The following is a 24,558-nucleotide window of genomic DNA, read 5'->3' on the forward strand; positions in this document are numbered from 1 at the left end:
TATTATGTTAATGTATTTAGGTATAATTGTCAACAACTATACTTTTCATTTCCTAAGCAAAATCTTGACTTAATCTTCCAATAACACGTTTTTCGCCCATAACCTGCATTACTTCATATAAATCCTGAGTTTGTGTTCTATTAGTTAAGGCCACTCTGATAACTGCTGCAACATCAGAAACTAACCCTTTATATAATTCGGGATTCTTTTTATAAACTCTTCCGTTTTTTGCATATCCAAGTTTTTCAGAAAGCTCTTTAACACGTGAAAACCAAGTATCTGCATCATCACTATGATTATAAATAGCTATATAGTCTGCAAGAATTATTTTCACATCTTCATTTGGTATATGCTCAGGGAAATTAGTGCCAGCACTAATACTATTTTTATAAAAATCATCAAAGAAATATTCAATATGTTCTTTTACATCTAGCCATTTTACGAAATCTTTTCTTGGTTTTTCATTTTCTCTTTCAATATTAAATATTTGCTTTGTATAATCCTCATTCTTGGTAAGTATATCAGCAATTGCAGTATCATTTTCTTTAGCCCAAGCAAGGTATAAATCATAGACTGTGCCTGCACTCATAGCGGCTATAATATCTTTACTCATATCGTTAAGTTTTAAAATATCAAATAATGCACCACTTTTGCTCATATTTTCAAGGATAATAGTAAAGTTTGTACAAGGCTCATCAACGTTTGCGGATCTCCATTCTTGAAAATTAGAGTTAACCAAATTTACAAGATACTCAGTTACAGATATAAGAGGATACCCCTCAGATTTATAATAATCTACGCGGATTTCTGGGTCTTTTCTTTTACTAAGTTTACGTTTTGATGTTCCATCCATTTTCATTATTGTAGGTATATGAGCATAGTTTGGAGCTTTGCAGCCTAACATTTCAAATAATTGTAAATGTATAGGAAGAGAAGAAAACCACTCTTCACCACGTATTACATGGGTTGTTCTCATTAAATAGTCATCTACAGCATGAGCAAAATGGTAGGTTGGAAGACCATTCGTTTTAAGTATTACAATATCTTGATCATTTTCTGGCATACTTATATTGCCTTTAATTAAATCATTACAAATTACTCTTTTATCTGGATCGCCAGGAGATTTAAGTCTTATAACAAAAGGTTTGCCTTTTGATAGCTCCTCATTAATTACATCAAAAGTAGCATTTCTGTGAATAGCCCATTTTCCATGATACCCTGTATTGATTTTTTGCTCTTGTTGAATCTCCCTTGTGCTATTTAATTCTTCTTCAGTGCAAAAGCAGGGATAAGCTAAGCCTTTTTTTATCAAATCCTTTACGAAGGTATGATATATTTCCATTCTATCGCTTTGCTTATAAGGCCCATAAGCACCTTTTTCACTATTAGAATCCACAACCCCTTCATCAAAATAGATTCCGAAATCTCGTAAGGTGTTAGTACTATCTTCAATGGCACCAACTACCTCTCTTTTTTTATCTGTGTCTTCTACCCTAAAATAGAATATTCCTTCACTTTGATGAGCCACTCTCTCAGATATAAGTGCCGCGAATACCCCTCCAAGATGCTGAAAACCAGTTGGACTAGGTGCATATCTTGTAACCATAGCACCTTCTTTAAGGTTTCTTTCAGGGTAGAGATTAGTATAATATTCTGGAGTTTTGTCTATGCTTGGAAGTAGTAAATCTGCTAGTTTTAAATAATCCATTTTAATCATCCTTTCTTGTTAATATTATTAATCGCAAAAAAAACCTCTCATCCTATACTATATAGGACGAAAGGTAAACTTCCGCGGTACCACCTAAATTGATGTAAAGGCATCTTGCAATACCTAAATCCACTCATTAACAGTATAAATCATACTGTACTTTTTTAACGGAAAGCTACCGGTAGGCTTACTCAAATATTTCAGCCCACTGCTCCAGAGCTTCTTTCTGTAGTTTCAAATACCAAATTTCCACCATCATTGGTTCTCTTTAAATTGAAATATACTTACTTTTCTCTTTCATTGCATTTATGTTTAAATTATATTATTTCACTATTTAGTTCTAATTATACATGCATTATTTAGAATGTCAACAAAACAGTATTTCATCATTTAAACAAATCTAGTAAGTAATTTAAATTATTTACATATTTTATTGTTTTATATTGACAATTTATTGACAATGCCATAAAATATAACATATACAGTGAGTGTACCTAACAAATTGTTAGCGGTACAGGGAACCATCCTACACGTAGATAACTCTACGGAGTCGCTTCCAAAGTGATTTCGTAGAGCTTTTTTTGTTTGAAATTAATAAATGGGGGCGGTAGATATTAATTAATAATCGATATCTACTCCAGTTTAAGTTCAGGGGGATAGCAGTTATTAATTGCTATCTCCAAAGAGAAAATATAAGAGGGGGTCTAGGCATGGATTTTATAATAAGACCAGTAAAAATTGAAGACGCAGTATTTATAAATGAAATAAGACGTCAAGATGGAGTTAGAGAAAATATAATGGGGATTACTAGTGAAAGGGTTACGGGAACTGAGGGATTCATAAGTGGACTTACACTCAATGACCATATGCTGGTAGCAGAAGTGGAAGAATATGGAGTTAAAAGAGTAGTTGGAGTTGCATCTCTATCAGTTAACAAATCAAACAGAGTAAGACATTCTGGCAGCATTGGATTAATGGTAAACAGAGACTACCACAGAATGGGAATAGGAAGAGCACTAATGAAAAGTCTAATTGATATAGCAGATAATTGGTTGATGCTTATTAGAATTGAATTAGGAGCTTTTACGGATAATGAAAAAGCAATAAACCTATATAAATCTCTGGGTTTTGTAATAGAAGGGACTAAAAAATATGCAATTATTAGAAATGGTAAATATGATAATGAGTATTTAATGGCAAGGTACAACATATAAATTGAAGGGGACTATAAAATGAAAAATATATTAGAATATTACGAAAACTATGATGAGGAAGTAAGACTTATTAAGGATAATGCACATAAAATAGAGTTTATTACAACTATGTATTGTCTAGATAAGGTTGTTAAACCAGGTTCTAAAATTTTAGAAGTTGGGCAGGAACAGGAAGATATTCATTTAGTCTTGCCGATATGGTAATGAAATAGACTGTTTTTATTTTTCTAAATATGAGGATATAGAAAAATTAATGAATAGCTTTAATGTAACAAAAATTGATCATGTTGCAACTGACGGAGTGGCAGGTCTAGTTAGTGCTAAAATAAACGAATTTAACGAAGAGGAATTTCAAAAGTGGATGGATTATCATTTAATGACATGTAGTGATAGCAGCTTAATTGGGTATAGTCTACATGGATTATATATATGTAAAAAAATATAAAATTAAGAGGCGTAACAATTAATAATTGTTATGTACTCTTAAGGAATTCGAGGGGGAATAATAATGTATACTGGCGAAAAAATTAGATTGAGAGAATATAAAAAAGAAGATGTGATATTAGCCCAAGGTTTTATAAATGATCCTGAGATAAAGAAACTTCTGCACCCAGGGATTCCTTATCTATACACCTTTGAAGATGAACAAAAATGGTTTGAAGGAATGTCAGCAACAAAGGAAAAATATAGTTTTGCCATAGAAACAATAGAAGGCAATAAATATATAGGTGGCTGCGGAATAAATGATATAGATTGGAAAAATAGCGTGATAGTTGTGGGTATATTCATCGGAGATAAAGATTATTGGAGTAAGGGATATGGCACTGATGCAATGAAGGTTTTAATTAAGTTTATTTTCGAGCAAATGAATATACACAAAATTAAATTGAATGTATATTCTTTTAATGAACGTGCAATTAGATGCTATGAAAAATGTGGATTTAAGCAAGAGGGAAGACTCAGAAAAGAAATTTTCAGAGATGGAAAGTATTATGATGAAATTGTTATGGGAATGTTAAGCGAAGAATATTTCGCATAAAAGTGCATTCTTGTTTTGAAGATAAATCAGCATAATAGGCATCAGCAGCAAGACTAGGGAATAATGAGAAAGTGAGATGATAATATGGGAGCCTTGATTCTGCTCAGTGATTTTACTGAAAATGATAACGTGAATTTAAAAAGAAAAGTGCAAGAAATGTTTTTAGATAAAAAATATACTGTAAGCTATATACCTTCAATGTCGGATAGAAAACTAAAATATTTTGAAAAAGCAAAAATGGAGTTAGGTAAATATGGGAATTTCCATTTTAAATATTTTGATATTGATGATTTTTGTAACGTTGCTAAAATAGAAAAAATATTTAAATCAGATATAATATATCTATCAGGTGGAAATACCTATTACTTTTTAAATAACCTAAAGAAAAGATATTTAATAACTAGACTGAGAAAGTATGTTGAAAATGGAGGGCATATTATAGGATTAAGCGCAGGAGCAATACTTATGTCAAAAGACATATCCTCTGCAAAATTTGGCGATAAGGATATAGTTGGATTATCGGATTTGTCCTCTTTGGCTTTAGTTGATTTTGATTTTATGCCACATTGGAATAAGGACAGTATTTATTTGGATGATTTAAAAGATTATTCTAAAAGTACGGGTAATACAGTTTACGCATGTAATGATGGCGATGGGATCATTGTAATGGAGAATAAAGTGCACTTTTATGGCGATGTAAAAATGATAAAACAGGGTGAAATGATGCAAAATAAAGAAAAAGACCATATAATTATATAATTAAGGTATCTAAAAAAATAACTAGTCTACTGACTAGTTATTTTTTGGATGCCTTTAGTGCCATCCACGTGGTAAGTTGAACGAGCAATTTATTAATTTTATAAATATACCTTTTTATATAGTTACACCTTCAAGTCTAGCTTTAATAAATTTAGCCTTATTTATCTTATAAATTTGGTGCATCTCTAGTATTTCTAGTGAAATATAGGTATATTTAATGAATATAGCAGCTGTAATGAAGGCTATAACATCCGATATTGGATAAGCAAGCCATGCTCCTAGTACTCCCATGTCTAAACCCATAACAAGTGTATACACTAGTGGGATAAATACTATTATTTGTCTATAAATAGATAACTTGAAAGAAGTTTTAACTCTATTTATAGCTTGGCAATAAGAGATCGATAAATAATATATTCCAAGGCAAGGGAATACAGCTATAACTATTCTAAAAGCCTTTGCCGTTGATTCTACAATTGCACTATCATTTATAAATATGGATATAAGTCCTTCTGCGAAAATCATAAATATTGCCCATAATATAGTTGAGCTTACGGATACTGCTATTATGGATGTTTTAACAACTTCTTTTAACCTGGTATAATTTCCTGCGCCATAGTTATAGGCAGCTATTGGTTGCATAGCTGAACTTATGCCCATTACTGTCATGAATAAAAACATCGAAACTCTTGTAGTTAAGCCAACTGTTACAATGGCTAAATCTCCCCCATAGGAGGATAGTAAATTGTTTAATATAGCAGCTACCACGGCATCCGATATCTCTATTATAAAGGTTGAAAAGCCAACATATATTATTCCCATTGATACTGATTTATTAAGTGTAAATTTTATAGAAAATTTTAAGTCACTTTTTATTTTCATAAATATAGTTAGTACATATAAAAATGCTATTATCTGAGATATTACTGTTGCAATAGCAGCTCCTTTTACTCCATAGGAAAAAACATTTATTAGAAAATAATCTATTATTACATTACAAATTGCTCCAATACAGGTGCTAAATAAAACTATTTTAGTATTTCCAAAAGCAGTTATAATATAAGACGCAATTATTGTAAAGGATTGAAATAGTACACCTAGTAATATTATACTTACATAATCTTTTGCAAGCGGGAATATATGTTCAGAAGCACCTAAGCTAATTAGAATTTTATCTTGAAAAATAAAAATACTAGCACTAATTACGGATACGATTATAAGCATTAGAACTATAGCATTAGGTATTATAGTTCTTAAATTTTCGAAATCCTTATCTCCACAGCTTCTTGCCACAGAGGTAGAAGCACCAATAGCTATAAGCATTGATATTGCTAAAAATAATCTTTGAATTGGAAAGGCTATGGTTAAAGCACCAATAGCATTAGCCCCTATTGCTTGCCCTAAAAACATAGAATCCACCATGTTGTACATCTCTGCGACCATTAGTGAAATTATTGCTGGTATAGAAAATTTTAATAATAGTTTTCCGATTTTTTCCTCGCCAAAAGTTTTGTTACTTTCTGCGACGTTACCCATTGTCATGAAATCCACTTCTCCTTAAATTTTTTTGTTTCCACCATATTATTCTACGCTATTATAAATATTTTAACATTCACAGGGTTGCTAGATAAAAAGTACAAAATTGCTAACATGCATTTATCTATTTTCCACAAATAACAAAAAAACACCTTAAAATAGGTGTTTTTGTACTTTTTGAAGAACTATTAGTGTTGAACCATAGCCTTCTATCTTTATTATGTTATTATAAACTGCTGTTTTTTTAGCATAAGATAGTGAAACATTAGGAGTGGAAATCTTAGTTAGAATTTTCCATTCGTCATAACTAAGCCTTTTGGGCTTTCCCATGCGAAGCCAGATATCATAAGCTGAGCCAATCTTTTCTCCAATTTCATATTTAATAACTTTATAATCATGAACTAAATTCTTAATGGATAAGGATATCTTTCTTTCAGTAATATTTTTACTACCCTTACCTTTAGATAAATCCGCTAGCTTAATTAGGATATTAAGTTCATCACTGTAACTGTAGAGTAAGACCTGGATATCTTCATCTTGCCTTGTTATAATGTATCCATCACCCTGGTCTAGAACTTCATTTCCTAATTTAGACAATAAATAATAAGCATAGTAGGAAACTTTCTTTATTCCGTTTAAAGTAAGTAGGCCCGGTGAACCAAAAAATAATTCATTATTTAAAATTGAGTTTTCCTCTACAGTATCAAAAGCCTTTAGAGTAAGTAAGCTATTATCATTGTTGATAAAATTATGAATAATATATGGAAGCATATAGGAAGAATCATAAATAGTATTTATAGTTTCTGGAACATTAAAGGGATCTTCTATTAAATTTTGCAATTCATATTTTTCAAAAATTTCACGCGTAATGTCTATATAATCCACAGATAAATCCTTGGAGGCTTGAAATCTCCACAGCCTAACTACTTCAATTCCATATATATCAGCAAAATATAGGATAAAGCTTTCTAAAAGTTTTATAAAAGAACTTTTATCTTTAAAAGTTTGGTTCAAAATTATTAAGGGCACAAGCGATATATCCATTAAGAATTCTAAGAGTTTATCAACTTCATTCCAATTTAAAAACTCCACATTTTCATTGAAATATATTTTCATTTCTTTACCAAATAAATTTTGAATTATGCCATTTTTAAAGCCTATAGCCTCTTGAATAGATCTCAAATAACCCTGTTCCCCTGCTTTGATAAGCTCCTTTGCTTGACCTAAATTTATTTTTTCATTCCATCTATGTTGCAATTCTGTACCTGGGAGTAGTGAATCTGTTTGGAGCTTTATAATTTTATTGGTATAATTGAACCTATCATAGTCTTCTAAATAATATGATATATACTGCAGTGTTTCAGATAAATCATATATACGCATTCTTATAAAGCTATCAAACATATCTTCTGGTATACAATATTTTTTCCTAAATTGTAGTGGAGTACACTTATAGTGATCCTTAAAACTCCTATTGTAATACCTGGCATGTGAAAAACCAACATCTAGAGAAATATCTGATATAGTTTTATCTGTATCTAGTAGTAATTTAATAGATTCATCTACTCGTACAATATTTACGAGCTCACTAAAATTTGTTCCAGCCATATCTTTTATTTGATGAGATAGATAATAAGGACTTAAATATTCAAGACTAGCTATATCCTGTAAACTAATTTTATTCATGTAGTTATTATAGATGTACTTTCTGATTCTATGATACCTTTGAAATTGTATTACATTTTCTTTTGAATCTTTCTCATGATAATTAAGATAGTGAAAATTGTTTATTAAATGAAATAATAACTTTACTAAAACAGCCTCTATTTGATCATCAAAATTCTCACTCTTTTGTATTACTTCGCAAGCTAGAATAGATAAGTAGTTCCTAAGAATATCATACTTTTCTTCCTTTTGAGCTCCTTCTTCACTAGAGTTTGTATAAAAATATATATTTTTCATATCATCATAATACTTTTCAAAAAATGTAGGGTCTAAGTGAAAAATCAGAACTTTGTTTTTTTCCTTAGAATAAATTCTATGAGCCTCGTCACAATTTACAATCTCAATTTCTCTCTCGTATACTTCATAATTTCCTGACTCTATAAGCACATTAACGCTGCCCTCAAGCACAAAAATTATTTCTATAGAATTATGCCAATGTATTGGATAGTCTTTTACACACTGAAGGGAGATGCTTATAGGTAAATCATTTATATAACTTATATATTCTTTTCTCATTTAAAATCTCCTTTAGCCTAGTGCCACCCACGTGGCAAGTGGCAAGTTGGACGAGCAATATATTAAAAAGTTGTTAACTCCCTAACTTTTTATAACCTTTTATAGAGCGGGCAATTCTTTTACATATTCATAAAAATCCTCGTATTCCCCTGAATAGTCAGTTATTATTTCCTCATCAGTCCTATGTAGAAGATTATTTGTTATTAAATATGTTTTTAATCCAAGTTTTTTAGCTATTAAATCTTCTTGAACATCATTTCCTACCATTAAACAGTCTTGTGGTTTCTTATCTATATCTTTTAGTATCTCTTCATAATATTTTAATTGAGGTTTACAATAATGATTTTTTTCAAAGGTTGAAACATATGAAAAATCCTCTGGTTCAAAGCCTGCCCAGCGTATTCTATGGTGAATAGCTTTTTCAGGAAACAAGGGATTTGTGGCAAGTGCAACAGTATAGCCCTTTGATTTTAATATTTTAACACTTTCTTTTATACACTTAATATCTAATGCATATTCTTTTATTTTTAAAAAACTTGTATCATAGAAATCATCAAAACGTTTTTGAAGGGTAGGAAGTTTCATATTCATTCTAGTAGTAAAGTCAGCCATGAATATTTCTTCATTAGTTTTGTATTCTGTGTTTTCTACCATGACTTTAGTAGAACTCCATATATTCTTAGCTAGTTCACTAGGTGATATTATGTCAGCAAAATTCTTTGAAAGCTCTTTAAAATATAGTTTTTCAAAAAGAATCATGTCTATAGGAAGTAAGGTACCATCAAGATCAAATAATATTGTATTCATTTATTCACACCCCTTAGTTTTAAATAGTCGATTGTGTTTTATATTATAGGTAATAATAAAATACTATGTGTAAATTCAAATTTTGTCAATGATAGCATTAGTATCTTTGTGGTAACTATATGTTAAAAAAGTGTGTACTTGTATTAAGTGATTATAGTAGTACACTTGTACTTGTACAATAAAAATAGATTTTAATTTAAATCCTAATACCACTCGGCAAATGACAAAAGAAGATATAAATGGCTGTGAAATTGATTGGCCTATCCAATATGAAAGAAATAAAAAATAAAAGGAGATTAATAATGAAAAATTTTAATTATTCAATTCCAACTAAAATATTTTTTGGTAAAGATCAAATAAATGTACTTGGTAGTCAAATAAAAAAATACGGATCTAGAGTACTGCTTGTTTATGGAGGAGGTAGCATAAAGAAAAGTGGGTTACATGATAAAATCACTGGAATATTAAAAACTAATGATATTAGTTTTTGGGAACTTCCAGGGGTAGAACCAAATCCAAGAGTTACCAGCGTTAGAAAAGGTGTTCAGTTATGCCGTGACAATGAAATAGACCTTATACTTGCAGTAGGCGGTGGAAGTTCCATTGACTGTGCAAAGGTTATAGCAGCAGCTTATCACTATGAAGGAGATGCATGGGATATAGTGCTGGATCCAAGTAAAATTAAAAAGGTACTTCCACTTGCAACTATATTAACACTAGCTGCAACTGGTTCTGAAATGAATGCAGGAGCTGTAATTACAAATTTTGATACAAAGGAGAAATTAGGAACAGGGCACCCAGATATGGCACCTAAGTTCTCTATATTAGATCCTACTTATACATTTACGTTACCTGAAAAACAAACAGCAGCAGGTACTGCAGATATAACTAGTCATATTTTCGAGGTATACTTTAGTAGTACAAAGGAAGCATTCCTGCAAAATAGGATGGCTGAGGCAATGCTTAAAACTTGTATAAATTATGGGCCAATAGCTCTAAAAGATCCGGAGAATTATGAAGCAAGATCTAATTTAATGTGGACTTCAAGCCTAGCAATAAATGGTCTTATAAGCTATGGGAAAGAAACAGAGTGGAGTGTTCATGCAATGGAACATGAATTAAGTGCATACTATGATATTACTCATGGAGTTGGTCTTGCAATTTTAACGCCACACTGGATGAAATACATTTTAAATGATTCGACCTTAGATAAATTTGTTGAATATGGAGTAAATGTTTGGGGTATTGATGAAAATGAGGATAAATATGCAATAGCCAATAAGGCAATTGAAAAAACAAGAGAATATTATAATTCTCTAGGAATTCCTTCTTCATTAAGTCAAGTTGGCATCAATGAAGAGAAATTAGGGGAAATGGCAAAGCAATCTACAAGAAGAGGTAAACTAGGAAACTTCAGAGTTTTAGAAGCAGAAGATGTACTTAGTATATTTAAAGCAGCACTATAATATAAGGCATATGAAAAAATAGACTAGTATACTTACAGTAATTTTTGGGAAATACTTAAAGCATAAAAAGCTCCAAAATCTTAGAAATATTAAGATTTTGGAGCTTTTTATGCTTTAAGCCATAACGATTTATAAAACCATATAGGGACCTCAACCTTATGGTTTTTTGTTTTGAAATATAAATCAAAAATATTACATTATATGTTTACTTTTCCACAATGTAGTGTTAAAATTAATTTAACGTTAAAATTATTTTAACGTTAAATTAATTTTGATTAGGGGGTTTTTATAAATGGAAACTGTAGTAGCAAATAAAAAAAATGGAATTAAAGAATTACTTCCTCATAAAAGTTACGTAACTTTAGTCTTTGCAAATATTATATCTCGTTTTGGTGATTCATTGGATTCTATTGCTTTTGGATGGATGGTTTATATTTTAACAGGCTCTAAACTTTTGTTAGGTACGCTTTTAGCTGTAAATGCAATCCCAAATATTTTATTTAGTGCTTTTGCAGGAGTTTTAGTAGATAGATTAAAGAAAAAAACTGTATTAATAGTAGGATATACAGGAAGAGGCATCATGGTATCTATAATAGCCTTTCTATTTATGACAAAATTATTAAGGCCATGGCATTTATTTGTACTCACATTTATAAACTCAACTTTTGAGAGTTTTACATCGCCGGCACAAAGTGCTATATTACCATTACTTTTACCTAAAGAACTTTTTTTAGCGGCCAGCGCTATATCAACATCAGCATACAAATTTGCTGAGCTTATTGGACTCGGAGCGGCAGGTATTATTATTGCCATTTTTGGAATTTCTGGTGCATTCTTTATTGATGGAGCAACTTTCTTTATAGCTGCTATTCTCATTCTTTTTATTAAAGTGAAAAGTGATATAAGCAGTGCTTCTAAATTAACTTTAAACTCTTATTTTGATGAATTTAAAGAAGGGTTTTCATTTATCAAAAACAATAAATTACTTCGTACTACTATAATATTATTTGCATTAATAAATTTATTTCTTTCACCTGTAGGTGTTATGTTACCGGCATTTGTTAAAGAAAATTTAAAAAGTGGTACAGAGATGTTAAGTACTCTAGGAATTTCATTAACAATAGGAATGATACTAGGAGGATTTTTAGTAGCACAATTTGGTTCGCGTTTTAAAATATCAACTCTTATTATATTAGGTTTCTTTTCCCTTGGTATAAATTATGCTTTACTTTGTATACCAGGGAATGTTATTACCAATACTACTATATCTTGCATTTTAGCAAGTGTATTATTTGGGTTAATCGGATTATCAGTACCTGTCATTTCAAGCCCCGTATCCACCTACTTCTTAAATGTAACTCCAAGAGAAATATTAGGTCGTGTATCTGCTGTAGTAGGTATGGTATCGATGTGTGCTCTTCCATTGGGAAGTGCTGCTTCTGGAGCTGTAAGTGAATATGTTTCAATATCAGTCTTATTTGGAGCAATGGGAATAATAATAATTTTAATATCTTTATCCCTTGTATTTAATAAAAAATTCCGTCAAGCAACGGAGTAAAATAATAAGGGTATATATTGCTAAGGGATGCTCTCCTCCCTAAGGTATTTTCAAAAAACTCGTCAGTATGAGATTTTTGAAGATATTTAATTATTTTTTTATATATGAATCATCTAAAAATAAGTTATAATAGGCTTTGAGGTGTATACAATGGAAGAGTCAAAAGTATTATCAACCATAGAACAGGTAAAGGCCATATCTGACCCTTATAAATTTAGAATTCTAAAAACTTTTCAAACTATAAATGAACCTGCTACTGTAAAACAGGTATCAGACTATTTAAATGAGGTTCCGGCAAAAGTATATTATCACGTGAAAAAAATGGAGAAGTTAGGCATACTACAACTTATATATACTAAAGAGATAAATGGTATAATTGCTAAATATTACGAGCCCACAGCGTCACATTTTGAAGTGAAATGTGATGATAATATAGATGATGCCTATAAAGCTGTAATGCTAGGTGAGACACAAATAATGATTGCTGAAATTTACAATAGTAGCAAGAATGTTTTTTTAGAAGACATAAGTCTTAATGAAAAAAATGATAAAAAACCCGAAAGTAAATTAACTATGGCAGATTTATATCTTACAGAGCAGCAGTCAAAAGAGTTTTCTAAATACATAGAAGATTTTATCTTAGAACATGGGCTTAAAGACAAAAATGATACTGATGAAAATAAATATCATTTTTTTATGAGTTTTATAAAACTAAGTGATGACAATAAGACTAAACCTAAATTTTAATAATATCTTAGAAGGAAAGTTCTTCACTTTTATAAGTAGAGGACTTTTCTTTTAATTATTGATAATTCAAAATTCGAAATAATAATAAAAATTTAGAATGTGGGATAAATTATGATTACAATAGGTGTATTAGCTAAAGGTGTAAAAAATCAAGTTCAATTATATACGGAGCAGAAATAGAAAACTAGAATTATAATGCATTCTTACTGGCTGTGGTAAAAGTATATTATATTTACAAACAATATGGTAAAATATAGATTATAGTTTCGATAGAGTGAAGGTGGAAAATATATGAGAATAGGGTTAATAAGACATTTCAAAGTGGATTTAAAAAAGAGTCAGTTTATGACATCAAAGCAATTTAATGAATATATGGAAAAATACGACGTGTCAGATGTAATACCAAATGAGGTGGTTATCGATGATGAATGGGATAAATGCTATTGTAGTAGTATAAGCAGGGCTATCACCACTGCAAAAACTATATATCATGGTGAAACTATTATAACAGATAAATTAGTGGAGATTTCTTCTACTGCTTTTATGAATATAAAAATTCCAATATCCTACTACCTTTGGGCAATACTCGGTAGATTTGCTTGGATTAGAAATCATAGATCTCAACCAGAAGGAAGAAAAACAACATTAAAAAGAATAAACGAAATTCTAGATACGATATTAGATGATGAGAATGAAAATATACTTATTGTAAGTCATGCAGGAACGTTATATGAAATTAGAAAGATACTTAGCAAAAGAGGATTTAAGGGAGAAAAATTTTTAAAAGCTAGAAATGGTAAAATATACATTTATAAAAATAAATAAAATTTTAAATAATAACTAGGTGGTTGCTAGGAGTAGAAAAATGGAAAAGTATGTGTATGTGATTATTTCAAGAACACCTACATCTATGGGAAAGATAATTAGAAAATTTTTAAAAGGAAAGTATAATCATGCTTCAATCAGTTTAGATGAAAATTTGAACCAAATGTATTCCTTTTGTAGACTATCAGTTAGCAATCCTCTAGTAGGTGGTATTATCAGAGAAAGCGTGTTTACGCTTACCATAGGACTTAAGGATGATGTTCCTATTAATGTATATCGCATACCTGTAACCTCAGAGCAAAATGAACTAATAAGTAAATTTATATTTGATATATATAATGATGAAGAGGTTTATTACTACAATTTCATTCAAGCTCTGGGGCTTATTTCTAAAAAAAAGCATGCTATTTACAAGACATACATATGCTCTGAATTTGTCATGGAAACTCTAAAACAAGCAGGGCTCAAACTTACTTCATTAGAATCCTACAAGATAACACCAACAGATATTAGTGAAATTATGGGGAGATTTATTTATTATTCTGGAAACTTGAAGGGTTATCCATTTATACAGAATACAAAAACAAAAGATGATGAACGTTTCTTTTGCAGAACAAGCCTTCTTTATGAAGTGGTTAATACTCTTAGGCACTTCTGGAAGGTTATGTATAGAGATAGGAATAGTAAAAGGTAGAATTTGAACTTCAGCAATACGATGAATAATAATCTATGGGATTAATTGGAATATTATTATAATCCGTTTAAAATATAATTTATTGGGGTAGGTTTAAAGTTATGAAGAATGTGATTGATGAATTAAAAGCTTCCTTTGTTTTAAAAAGTAAAGAAATAGAAAGGATAAAATTATATGTTGTTAAAAAGTATCCTAATAACTCTTCTAAAGAAAATGCCTCCATATTATCAAAGACTATGTATGAAATTATTGATAAGAATTTAGAAGGAATAAATACAAAGCAGAAGCAGAATATTAAAAGAAACATTATGAAAAGCACAATTTTAAAAGACAAGGAAAATATATTAAAATGGGATGTTTTTAACGCCTATATTATTGAATCAGAAGAGAATCCGCAGCTTAAAATCTCACTTATTGAATGGATAAATAAGAATCAAAAAAATACTGTATCCCAGAAAAATTTTGAAGAATATCTGGATTCATTGCATAACTCAAGTGATATAAAAAAATCATCTTATATAGAAATTAAATCACCAGCTAAACATCAAGGGGTATCAGCTTTCAAACATAATTTTAGAAGTGCATTACTCAAATATAAAAAACAATTAGCATTAAAAATTAATAGTATTTCAAAAGAAGTAGAGGCTGTTTTAAATAAAATTTATTCCACCAAAATAGCACTTTCTGTATTAGCTTTATTGATACTGTTTTTATATTTATTAAATAATCCCATTAATAGCGGTGAATTTCTAGGAGATAAAAATGAAAGGCCACAGGTTTATGCATCAAATATTGAAAAATATGATTTATATGTTACAGACGCAATGAGTTATCATCCTTATCTACCAGATTATTTTAATTACAAAACCATTGATAAAGACAAATTATTGAATTTTTTAAAGACGAGAAATTCAATGCTTGCCGAGGAACCCTACTTCTCTGCTATAATTAGAGCTTCTAGGGAGTTTAATTTAAATCCACATGTATTATTTGCTATTACTGGTCAGGAACAGTCTTTCGTTCCAAAGAGCGATGAAAACGCGCAAAAGATTGCAAATAATCCCTTTAATGTATTCCATAGCTGGAAAGAATATAATACTAGTATTTACGATTCTAGCAGAATAGCTGCTAGAACTGTTATTAACCTGGCTAAGGACAAGCCTGTTGATATTGATATTTTTGATTGGATAAATAATAAATATGCGAATGATAAAAACTGGGGAAGCGGAGTTAGGAAAATTTTTGAGATGCTTGATGAATTATTATATGACTTTCATGTTAAGAAATAAGTATAATTATTTTTTATATAGAGTATTAGTAAAATGTAGGTTATATTTTAAGTAGAGATTTTATGAAATAGGGGGAAAAAATAATGGAAAATCAAAAACATACTATTACCATGAGTATGAAGTTAGAATTCGATAAAAAGGAATATAATGCTATTAAAAGTCTAGAAGCTATTTGCTATGAAAAACAAAAAACTAATTTAAAATTAGAGCTTGATTTTAAGATGTACCAAAGAAAGAATTCCATTAAAAATAAAATTATGGCGGAGTTCTTCTACTACGACAATGAAATTCTGGTGGGTTATTTAGGTTTATGTAATTTTCATGGAACCTCAGTAGAAGTCAGTGGTATGGTACACCCTGAGTTTCGCGGAAAAGGTATTTTTAAAAAGCTATATTTGCTTGCTCAGGAAGAATGGCAAAAATTATGCCCGGCAGAGGTGTTAGTGCTATGTGACCATTCATCGAGTTCTGGGTTAGCTTTTATAAATAGGATTGGGGCTGAATATGGATCTTCTGAGTACAAGATGTGTTTAAATAAAAAAGTTCTTCAGGCTAACTCTAACAAAGGTATTAAACTCAGAGTGGCAACTAATAAAGATACCATTGAAATTGAAAGGCAAAGTTCTATTTATTTTGGATCTCCGGAAAAAGAAGCTGATAATGAAGAGGATATAGAAAATACTTCAATTCAGATTGACGATAATTTTATTAGTTACATAGCTGAACTTGAGGGGAAAACTATAGGAAAGATTCATATCAGTACTACTGATAATGAAGGTTTTATTTATGGATTTGGAGTACTTCCAGAGTATAGAGGAAAGGGCTATGGACGAGAAATTTTATGCTTAGCACTGGATATATTGAAGAAAAAACAGGTGGATAATATTTTTCTTGATGTTGCTACCGAAAATAAAAAGGCACTTGGACTTTATGAGTCCTGTGGCTTTGAAGAGATTTCTGTAATGGATTATTATATAGTATCTTAGAATACTCGGGACTGACATCAGCTGGATTGATGAAGGTCCTTTTTTTAATGATTTGAAATTTATCTAAGGTAGTGTAATATTTTGTGTTTTGGGAAATAATTAAATTAAGAATTATAATATAATTAATCATTCTTTATTTAAACAATTATGATTATGTATATCAAGTTTAATTGATTTATATTTAGTTGGTTGCGAGGAGAGGTAAAATGGAAAAGTATATTTATGTTGTGATTTCGAAAACACCAACTTTTACAGGAAAGATGGTTAGAAAGTTTTTAAATGCAAAATATAATCATGCTTCAATCAGTTTGGATGAAAATTTAAGCCAAATGTATTCCTTTTGTAGATTCTCAATTAGCAACCCTCTTGTAGGTGGAATTGTCAGAGAAAGTGCATTTACTCTTACATTAGAACTTGATGAGGATGTTCCAATTAAAGTATATCGTATACCTTTAACCATTGAAAAATACAAATTAATAAGTAAATTTATAGATGATACATATAATGATGTTGAGGTATATTACTATAATTTCCTTCAGGCCATTGGGATTATGTCTAATAAAAAGCATACTGTTTATAAGACATATATATGCTCTGAATTTGTCATAGAAGCATTAATGCGAGGAGGAATCAACCTTACTTCATTAAAACCATATCAGATAACACCAACAGATATTTGTGGTATTATGAGGCAATTTATTTATTATTCAGGAAATCTCTACGACTATCCATTTAGGCAGAAGATAAAAACAAAAGATGATGAGTTTTTCTTTTGCAAAACAGGTATTCTCTATGAAGGGGTAAATACTCTTAGACACTTTTGGAGGGTAATGTCTAGAGATAGGAACAGTAAAAGGGAGAATAGCAGGAGTAGGATTTAAATTATTGAATTTAATGTGAGATGCCAGGTGTCACGTGGGTGGCACTGGCTATCTCACATTTTTTTATTACCAGGTATGTCCTTCAGTGCATTTGTGATTACCAGAATGTCCTTCACTTAATTCACATTTTCTTACTCCACACTTAGGGCAGGAATGACTGCAATGAGCTGTAGTTTCATCATTATTAGAAGAATTAATTAGTTGGCCTTTTACTAATAGTTCCTTTTGCATAAAACCATCATAGGGTAAACCTGCCATCTTACAACATCTCCTTGTAGTTTATTCTTATAGTTATTATTTGATTATTAATGATATATATTCGTAGTTTATATTGCTAAAATTCTCAATATTTAAACAAATCATAATACAAGTTTAACCTGTTCTTAACCTTTCAGGCATATAATGAAAACATAAGGAGATGAAGATAATATGAAAAATTTAAATATATGTATTGATATTGATGGAACAATTACGGATGCTTATTATTGGCTTAATATTACCAATAAATATTTTAACAAAAATATTACTGAGGAGCAGATAACTAAATATTATATCCATGAGGTAATGGGCATTAAACAGAGCGAATATGAGGAATTTTATGATAAAAATAAAATTCAAATTCATTCAGAGCAAAAGCTTCGCGAAGATGTGCAAATTGTTATAAAAAGATTAAGTTTGATGCATAATATATATTTCGTTACAGCAAGAGAAAAATCACTCACTATGTTAACTCATTCATACTTAAGGAAAAATAGAATTTTATATGATGATTTGTTTGTTTTAGGTAGTCATTATAAAGTGGATAAAGCAAGAGAATTAGAATGCAATGTGTTTATTGAAGATAATTATGATAATGCAGTTCAGCTATCAGATGCAGGATTTAAGGTTCTTTTGTTAGATGCTAATTATAATCGAAAGCCACTAAATGAAAATATAGTTAGGGTTTATAGTTGGAAAGAAATATACTCAACAATTAATAAACTGATATTACAAAGCAAGGCAATGTAATATCAGTTTATTTTATTTTGGGGAAATATAAAATCTAAAACTGTTTACTGTAGCAGGATATAATGATACTATTTAACCATAATATAACATTAGTGACAGATAATATTTATTTATATGGCGGAGGGGTAAAATGTATAAAAAAATAATTACATTATGGGTTATCTTGCTTGCAGTGGCAATGATAGGCAGTGGATGTTCTAACTCATTAAAAGAAGAAAATGTGAAACTAACCAAAGTAATTAGTACTATGAAAGAGCAAAATAGTAAGCTTGAAAATTCAATTGTGGAATTAACGGTAGAATCTAAAAATTCAAAAGCTAAACTGAAGGATTTAGAAGCAAGCAATGCTTTCATAAGTGAGCAAATATCTAAACAAAAAAATAGTGTTTATCCAATATATTCAGCTGATGTAAATAGCTATGCTAAGAAGATACATTTTGGTACTTATATAGCCGAGAATTTATCATTAAAAAATAAATTGGATGCCCTTGCTAAAGCACTGTCAGAGGTTAATTTTAATAATTTACCTATTGAGGTTTCTGAAATTACAGAAATTGACGGGAAAAAAATTGCGGTAATAAATTTAAAAGAGACTGAAGAGAATCAGAAAATAAAGGAGCAAGCACAACTTAAGGGATATTCATGGGCAAGAACTTATTTCCAAGGCTCCGCTGGAGGCACAATTACATCTGTATCTTTAATTGAAACATTTTTGCAGAAGGATCATGAAGGACAATGGGTTGATGGTGTGAAGTTCTTATATACTAATAATAATTTGAAGATTGAAAGTTTTGACCATATAGAAAGCTTGAAGCAAATAAGTTATAGAAAATAGTAGGGGATTTTAGTGGGGAAAATAATTTGAACAAACAATTGCCACATTACGTGGGAAAAATTGTTTGTGAATTAAGGGAGAGAGCATGTATATTTATTTAATAAGGCACGGAGACAAATATGAGCAATACGGAAATAGGGACTCACTTGAGCTTACTGAGAAAGGATATAAACAAGCTGAATTACTAGGAAAAAGACTTATAAAATATAATATAGAAAAGATATACTCAAGCAAAATGGTAAGAGCGGTACAAACTTCTGAAACCATTAATAAGCATCTAGATGTAGATATTGTAATAAGACCTGATTTAAGAGAAATAGATATGGGAGAATGTGAAGTTAAAGGATGGGAATATGTGAAAGATAATTACCCTTATTTCATGGAAGAGTTTTTAAAGCATAAAATAGACATTCCATATCCAAAGGGTGAATGTGGCAAGGATGTTTGGGAACGCTCAATAAAAGTGATAAAGGAAATTACAAGTAGTGATTTGAATAATGTGGTAGTTGTTACACACGCCGGGGTAATAAGAGCCTTAATAAGTGGCTTTTTAGGTCTTGCGCAAGAACGAAGATTTTATATAGGGTTTCCTCCAGAAAACTGTAGTATAAGTGTTATAAAGTATGATAAAAGCACTAGAGAATTCTATGTTCATTGCGTTAATGATTACGCTCATTTGGAAGAATTAGAGGATAAGAGAGCATAGAAAATGAAAATTTTAAAGCATGAATATCCTTTAATGCTCATAAATAATATAGTGTATAAATTATTTAGGAGTATTGATTATGGAAAGCAATTTGAAGTTGAATAAATATTTTACAATTATGTTGGGGATAATTTTTGTCCTAGGTGTATTTGTTATTTATCAAGCGAGTATCATTAACAAACTAAAAAATAAACAAACATCAGAATTTTTCTTGGAAACTAAACTCAAGAGAGATCAATCCTCTGCAAAAACTCTTCAATCTTTAAAAGAATTAATGGATAATGGAAATATTTCTAAAGAAGTTAGAGCTATTGCAGCATCCAAGTATATAAATATTGTAGTAGCAGCCAATAATGAATCTCAAATTGAATTACTTTTAAAAAACAAAGGCTATGATGAGGTAGTTGCAATTATAACTGATGATAGGGTAAGATTAATTATAAAACATGATAATAAATTGAGTAAAAGTGAATTAAATGAAATTCGGGATACTGTAATGAGTGTGACGAAAATTGGAGATATTGAGGTGGAAATAAAATGATAGATCCTAAAATTATAAAAGCAATATTATTTGATTCTGGGCGCGTACTTAATAGACCTAGAACAGGGCAGTGGTTTATGCCACCAAACTTTTTCAAATACGTTGATAAGAATAAATTTGAAACTTTAAATATAGATCTCATAGAAAATGCATTTCATAAAGGAGATAAGTACTTTCATGATCATCCACTAATTTTAACTGAAAAAGAAGAATTAAAACATTTTATAGAATTTTATAATATATTTTCAAAGGAGTTACCTGAGCTTAAAATAAGTGCGGATTATATCTCAGAAATAGCCAAAGATACAGTTTATAATGATGACAAATTTGAATTTTTTGAAGATGTATTTCAAGTTATACCAAGGTTAAGTCAGAATTTTAAGCTAGGTGTAGTATCTGATACTTGGCCTTCACTAGAGCGTGTATTTAAAAACGCTGGTCTAAGAGAATACTTTTCTACCTTTGTTATGTCGTCAACGCTTGGGGTATTGAAACCAGATGAGCTAATGTTCAATACAGCTCTTTCTCAGTTAAACATAGAAGCAGAAGCAGCAATATTTATTGACGATAATATTGTGAACGTTAAAGCTGCTATAAAGCTCGGTATGCAGGGAATTGTGATATTGAGGGGTGATGAATTAAAAGAGTGTACAGATATTATGTGTGTGGATGATTTAAGTGAACTTGAAGAGCTATTAGCAAAGTAGACTTTCCTTTTAAATGTATCTAAAGTTGCGTATTGACATGGTATAAATTAAAGATTAGTATATAGGGGGTGGGGGTATATAAAGATTGATTGTTTAGTAGTTTTACTAAATAATAATATCTAAAGATGCCACTTGCCACGTGGGTGGCACCATACTAGGAGGAATAAAAATGATACAGTTAAATACTTTAGAGGAAATGGATGAGTTCATAAAAAATAATACTATAGCAATGCTTTACTTTACTTCAGAAGGCTGCAACGTATGTGGTGGACTGCTTCCTAAAATTGAGGAAATGCTAATTAAATTCCCGAAAATTAATATAAGTAAAATTAAAGTCGATAAATTTACCCAAGCAGCAGGTCAGTACTCAATATTTACACTGCCAGGAATTTTGGTTTACATTGAGGGTAAAGAAATTATTCGAGAGGCAAGATTTATTAGCGTTGAAATGTTAGAAGAAACTATAGAGAGATATTATAATATGCTATTTTAAATGAATAAAAAAGAACGCTTAGTAAACATATTAAATTTACTAAGCGTTCTTTTGTTTATTATAAGTATTTTTCTTTAAATTCTAAATACCCTTTTTTTCTTAATTTACAAGAAGGGCAGTCTCCACAACCATTACCTTTTATTCCATTATAACAAGTTAAAGTGTCCTCTTTAACTACATCAAGTACACCTAAATCATAAGCCATTTTCCAAGTTTCCGCCTTGTTAATCCACATTAGTGGGGTTTCAATTACGAAATCATAACCCATAGCTAAGTTTAAGGTAACATTTAAGGATTTTATAAACACATCTCTACAATCTGGGTATCCACTAAAGTCACTTTGAGATACACCAGTTACAATATTATTTATCCCTCTTTGCTTTGCAAATACTGCTACAAAGGTTAAGAATAATAAGTTTCTTCCATCTACAAAGGAATTAGGTACACCATCTGTGGGAGCGTCCTTATCTACTTCCATATCTTTTCTTGTTAAGGAATTTGGTACTAGCTGATTTAAAAGGTTTAAATCTAAAGAATGGTATTCTACACCATGCTTTTTACATATATCCTTTGCACATGCAAGTTCTAATATATGTTTTTGACTATAATCAAAAGATACCGCTATTACCTCTTTATATTTTTTTAACGCCCAAAATAAACACGTGGTGCTATCTTGTCCGCCACTGAATACTACTACCGCTTTTTCTCTATTCATAATTAATTCGCCCCTCTTTATTTATTATAAAGCATCATCAATTTATTATTTAAAATTACATCAGTATTAAATCTTCCTCTAAAGGTAGTCGACATTGTTTTAGTGCCTGGTTTTTTTATTCCTCTTGTAGTCATGCAGCCATGTTCACCTTCTATAATAATAGCTACATCCAGGGAGTCAGTTACCTTTTGCATAATTTCAGCTATATCTGTTCCTATTCTTTCTTGAAGCTGCAATCTACGTCCTACCATATCAGCTATTCTTGCAATTTTACTTAGTCCAATAATCTTTTTAGTAGGGACATATGCAACTGAAACACTCATATTATACATCAGTGCTAAATGGTGTTCACAATGGCTAAAAATTTGGATATCCTTCATTATGACTATATCCCGGGAGTCTTCTTTAACTATTAAATCATCTTCAAAGGTTGTATTAAACATTTCAGCAATTTCATCATTGCTGTAACACATGCCAGCAAATACTTCTTCATACATTTTAGCTACACGTGCAGGCGTATCTTTAAGCCCTTCGCGAGATGGGTCGTCACCTAAAGCTATTAAAATTCCTCTTATATGTTCTTCAATTGCGTTGGTATCAATTATTTTTAAATCAATTGCCATAATTTTATACACCTCTCTTATTTGGATCCCAAATGATTTTATGAAGTTGAACTTGAAGATTAACACCATTCATTTTATTGTCCTTCATAAAGTCTACAATCTGCTCTAGGTCAATTTGTCCAAATACTGGACTAATATACACATTGGTTTTATTTGAAAGCTCATATTTATCTATTATGAATTTAGACTTTTGTAAATCTTTTATGGTACCACACACAAATTTAACTGTATCTCTATAACTTAAATACACAAAGTTATTCAAATTCATTTTATCTTCCATATTGCTAGAAGGTAATTTATAATCCATATTAAAGCTGGGTGGATTTTCTATATGGTCAAACTCATTTAAAGGAACACTACCATTAGTTTCAATTTCAACATGAAGCATCCTATCTTTAGAAAGCATTTCTAATAGTTCTATAATTCCTTCTTGTAATAGTGGTTCACCACCAGTTAAGGTTACATTTCTAATTTCAGTAGATTTAATATATTTATATATGTCTGTTGCTGTCATGAAGTCATAACACACATCATCCATATTAGCCCATGTGGTATCGCAATAGCTACAATTTAAATTACAGCCTGCAAATCTTATGAATACTACAAGCTGACCTGATAGAGGACCTTCTCCATTAACGCTTGTGAACTTTTCAACTACCTTAAATTTCACTTTAACGTACCTCGCTTTCTTCATATGTTGCACTATTAGTAGGTGTTTCATAAACTGTAGTTCTCTTTACATTATACCCTTTATTCTTCATTAGTTTAAAGAAAAAAACTGCGAAGTTTTCTGCTGTTGGCCTAAAATCAACCACAATAACATTAAAACCATCTTGATTTATACAATTTAAGGTTTCGACACGCATGCTACCTTGTTGTATAATCAAGGCGTGGTCATAAGAATCTACCATAGCTTTAACATCTTTTTTTAAATCACCAAAATCTATTACCATTCCGTCAAGTTGACCACCTTTAACCAATGTTTCTGATTGTACTTCAACTTCAATCTTCCATCTATGTCCGTGAATATTTGAACATTTCCCATCATAGCCAGAAAGAAAATGAGCACTGTCAAAACTATGTTCTGCCTTTAAAATATACATGTGGTGCACCCTCCTACAATTTATGTTAATTTAATTAATATTTCACTAAATTTGCCGTATTTTTTATATTTTTTTGT

General features: G+C 30.3%; 28 protein-coding genes and 1 other annotated feature. Of the genes, 19 read left to right on the forward strand and 9 right to left on the reverse strand.

What is annotated here, in order from left to right; genetic code table 11:
- Window positions 1–52: 52 nt before the first annotated feature.
- Window positions 53–1,708, reverse strand: coding sequence for a glutamate--tRNA ligase (gene gltX / locus G9F72_RS08325; RefSeq protein WP_164957868.1), 1,656 nt, complete (start codon window positions 1,706–1,708; stop codon window positions 53–55).
- Between the two features lie 59 nt (window positions 1,709–1,767).
- Window positions 1,768–2,018: a binding site (T-box leader), on the reverse strand.
- A gap of 400 nt (window positions 2,019–2,418) precedes the next feature.
- Between gltX and G9F72_RS08330 the strand changes: the two genes are divergently transcribed.
- From G9F72_RS08330 to G9F72_RS08350, 5 genes are all read left to right on the forward strand, one after another.
- Entirely contained in the window at window positions 2,419–2,922 is a 504-nt protein-coding gene (locus tag G9F72_RS08330; RefSeq protein ID WP_164957869.1) for a GNAT family N-acetyltransferase, read from the forward strand.
- An 18-nt stretch (window positions 2,923–2,940) separates the two neighbouring features.
- On the forward strand, window positions 2,941–3,126 hold the full coding sequence (locus G9F72_RS08335; RefSeq protein WP_164957870.1) for a hypothetical protein: 186 nt from the start codon (window positions 2,941–2,943) through the stop codon (window positions 3,124–3,126).
- Between the two features lie 49 nt (window positions 3,127–3,175).
- Window positions 3,176–3,367 carry a hypothetical protein gene (locus tag G9F72_RS08340; RefSeq protein ID WP_164957871.1) on the forward strand — a complete coding sequence of 64 codons (192 nt, stop codon included), beginning with the start codon at window positions 3,176–3,178 and terminating at the stop codon, window positions 3,365–3,367.
- 63 nt (window positions 3,368–3,430) lie between these two features.
- Window positions 3,431–3,961, forward strand: coding sequence for a GNAT family N-acetyltransferase (locus G9F72_RS08345; RefSeq protein WP_164957872.1), 531 nt, complete (start codon window positions 3,431–3,433; stop codon window positions 3,959–3,961).
- 84 nt (window positions 3,962–4,045) lie between these two features.
- Window positions 4,046–4,720 carry a Type 1 glutamine amidotransferase-like domain-containing protein gene (locus tag G9F72_RS08350; protein WP_164957873.1) on the forward strand — a complete coding sequence of 225 codons (675 nt, stop codon included), beginning with the start codon at window positions 4,046–4,048 and terminating at the stop codon, window positions 4,718–4,720.
- A 114-nt stretch (window positions 4,721–4,834) separates the two neighbouring features.
- On the opposite strand, the gene G9F72_RS08355 is transcribed toward G9F72_RS08350, so the two are convergent.
- From G9F72_RS08355 to G9F72_RS08365, 3 genes are all read right to left on the reverse strand, one after another.
- Window positions 4,835–6,262 carry an MATE family efflux transporter gene (locus G9F72_RS08355; RefSeq protein WP_224676038.1) on the reverse strand — a complete coding sequence of 476 codons (1,428 nt, stop codon included), beginning with the start codon at window positions 6,260–6,262 and terminating at the stop codon, window positions 4,835–4,837.
- A gap of 147 nt (window positions 6,263–6,409) precedes the next feature.
- Complete coding sequence (locus G9F72_RS08360; protein ID WP_164957874.1) at window positions 6,410–8,497, reverse strand: helix-turn-helix domain-containing protein; 2,088 nt, start codon at window positions 8,495–8,497, stop codon at window positions 6,410–6,412.
- Between the two features lie 99 nt (window positions 8,498–8,596).
- Window positions 8,597–9,304 (reverse strand): HAD family hydrolase, encoded by a 708-nt coding sequence (locus G9F72_RS08365; RefSeq protein WP_164957875.1) that lies wholly within the window; start codon window positions 9,302–9,304, stop codon window positions 8,597–8,599.
- Window positions 9,305–9,606: 302 nt separating this feature from the next.
- Between G9F72_RS08365 and G9F72_RS08370 the strand changes: the two genes are divergently transcribed.
- From G9F72_RS08370 to G9F72_RS08405, 8 genes are all read left to right on the forward strand, one after another.
- Complete coding sequence (locus G9F72_RS08370; RefSeq protein ID WP_164957876.1) at window positions 9,607–10,770, forward strand: iron-containing alcohol dehydrogenase; 1,164 nt, start codon at window positions 9,607–9,609, stop codon at window positions 10,768–10,770.
- Between the two features lie 292 nt (window positions 10,771–11,062).
- Window positions 11,063–12,328: an MFS transporter gene (locus G9F72_RS08375; RefSeq protein ID WP_164957877.1), complete on the forward strand. Its 1,266-nt coding sequence runs from the start codon at window positions 11,063–11,065 to the stop codon at window positions 12,326–12,328.
- Window positions 12,329–12,478: 150 nt separating this feature from the next.
- Window positions 12,479–13,075, forward strand: coding sequence for a winged helix-turn-helix domain-containing protein (locus tag G9F72_RS08380; RefSeq protein ID WP_164957878.1), 597 nt, complete (start codon window positions 12,479–12,481; stop codon window positions 13,073–13,075).
- Window positions 13,076–13,366: 291 nt separating this feature from the next.
- Window positions 13,367–13,900, forward strand: coding sequence for a histidine phosphatase family protein (locus tag G9F72_RS08385; protein WP_164957879.1), 534 nt, complete (start codon window positions 13,367–13,369; stop codon window positions 13,898–13,900).
- Window positions 13,901–13,940: 40 nt separating this feature from the next.
- On the forward strand, window positions 13,941–14,594 hold the full coding sequence (locus G9F72_RS08390; RefSeq protein WP_164957880.1) for a hypothetical protein: 654 nt from the start codon (window positions 13,941–13,943) through the stop codon (window positions 14,592–14,594).
- 101 nt (window positions 14,595–14,695) lie between these two features.
- The gene (locus G9F72_RS08395; RefSeq protein ID WP_164957881.1) at window positions 14,696–15,883 is read left to right on the forward strand and encodes a glucosaminidase domain-containing protein; all 1,188 of its coding nucleotides are present in this window, start codon (window positions 14,696–14,698) and stop codon (window positions 15,881–15,883) included.
- 83 nt (window positions 15,884–15,966) lie between these two features.
- The gene (locus G9F72_RS08400; RefSeq protein WP_164957882.1) at window positions 15,967–16,869 is read left to right on the forward strand and encodes a GNAT family N-acetyltransferase; all 903 of its coding nucleotides are present in this window, start codon (window positions 15,967–15,969) and stop codon (window positions 16,867–16,869) included.
- Between the two features lie 206 nt (window positions 16,870–17,075).
- A complete protein-coding gene (locus G9F72_RS08405) occupies window positions 17,076–17,750 on the forward strand; it encodes a hypothetical protein (RefSeq protein WP_164957883.1) in 675 nt (224 codons plus the stop codon).
- Window positions 17,751–17,816: 66 nt separating this feature from the next.
- Here the strand turns inward: G9F72_RS08405 and G9F72_RS08410 are convergent, their stop codons facing one another.
- On the reverse strand, window positions 17,817–18,008 hold the full coding sequence (locus tag G9F72_RS08410; RefSeq protein WP_164957884.1) for a hypothetical protein: 192 nt from the start codon (window positions 18,006–18,008) through the stop codon (window positions 17,817–17,819).
- Window positions 18,009–18,179: 171 nt separating this feature from the next.
- Between G9F72_RS08410 and G9F72_RS08415 the strand changes: the two genes are divergently transcribed.
- The 6 genes from G9F72_RS08415 (at window position 18,180) to G9F72_RS08440 (ending at window position 22,040) form a co-directional block, all read left to right on the forward strand.
- Window positions 18,180–18,758, forward strand: coding sequence for a 5' nucleotidase, NT5C type (locus G9F72_RS08415; protein WP_164957885.1), 579 nt, complete (start codon window positions 18,180–18,182; stop codon window positions 18,756–18,758).
- A 130-nt stretch (window positions 18,759–18,888) separates the two neighbouring features.
- Window positions 18,889–19,593, forward strand: a complete 705-nt coding sequence (locus G9F72_RS08420) for a hypothetical protein (RefSeq protein WP_164957886.1) — start codon at window positions 18,889–18,891, stop codon at window positions 19,591–19,593.
- 85 nt (window positions 19,594–19,678) lie between these two features.
- Window positions 19,679–20,299, forward strand: coding sequence for a histidine phosphatase family protein (locus tag G9F72_RS08425; RefSeq protein WP_164957887.1), 621 nt, complete (start codon window positions 19,679–19,681; stop codon window positions 20,297–20,299).
- Between the two features lie 79 nt (window positions 20,300–20,378).
- Window positions 20,379–20,840, forward strand: a complete 462-nt coding sequence (locus G9F72_RS08430) for a SpoIIIAH-like family protein (RefSeq protein ID WP_164957888.1) — start codon at window positions 20,379–20,381, stop codon at window positions 20,838–20,840.
- Complete coding sequence (locus G9F72_RS08435; RefSeq protein ID WP_164957889.1) at window positions 20,837–21,547, forward strand: HAD-IA family hydrolase; 711 nt, start codon at window positions 20,837–20,839, stop codon at window positions 21,545–21,547. The genes G9F72_RS08430 and G9F72_RS08435 overlap by 4 nt, the downstream gene beginning before the upstream one ends.
- 169 nt (window positions 21,548–21,716) lie before the next feature.
- The gene (locus tag G9F72_RS08440; protein WP_164957890.1) at window positions 21,717–22,040 is read left to right on the forward strand and encodes a thioredoxin family protein; all 324 of its coding nucleotides are present in this window, start codon (window positions 21,717–21,719) and stop codon (window positions 22,038–22,040) included.
- 58 nt (window positions 22,041–22,098) lie between these two features.
- Here G9F72_RS08440 and queC read toward each other — a convergent pair whose 3' ends face one another.
- From queC to queD, 4 genes are read right to left on the reverse strand one after another with little or no spacing between them, the layout of a single operon-like run.
- Window positions 22,099–22,755 carry a 7-cyano-7-deazaguanine synthase QueC gene (gene queC / locus G9F72_RS08445; RefSeq protein ID WP_164957891.1) on the reverse strand — a complete coding sequence of 219 codons (657 nt, stop codon included), beginning with the start codon at window positions 22,753–22,755 and terminating at the stop codon, window positions 22,099–22,101.
- 17 nt (window positions 22,756–22,772) lie between these two features.
- The gene (folE, locus tag G9F72_RS08450; RefSeq protein ID WP_164957892.1) at window positions 22,773–23,378 is read right to left on the reverse strand and encodes a GTP cyclohydrolase I; all 606 of its coding nucleotides are present in this window, start codon (window positions 23,376–23,378) and stop codon (window positions 22,773–22,775) included.
- Between the two features lie 4 nt (window positions 23,379–23,382).
- The gene (gene queE, locus G9F72_RS08455; RefSeq protein WP_164957893.1) at window positions 23,383–24,048 is read right to left on the reverse strand and encodes a putative 7-carboxy-7-deazaguanine synthase QueE; all 666 of its coding nucleotides are present in this window, start codon (window positions 24,046–24,048) and stop codon (window positions 23,383–23,385) included.
- 1 nt (window position 24,049) lies between these two features.
- A complete protein-coding gene (gene queD / locus G9F72_RS08460) occupies window positions 24,050–24,481 on the reverse strand; it encodes a 6-carboxytetrahydropterin synthase QueD (RefSeq protein WP_164957894.1) in 432 nt (143 codons plus the stop codon).
- Window positions 24,482–24,558: the final 77 nt, after the last annotated feature.

Source organism: Clostridium estertheticum, from assembly GCF_011065935.2.
Taxonomy (GTDB): domain Bacteria; phylum Bacillota; class Clostridia; order Clostridiales; family Clostridiaceae; genus Clostridium_AD; species Clostridium_AD estertheticum_A.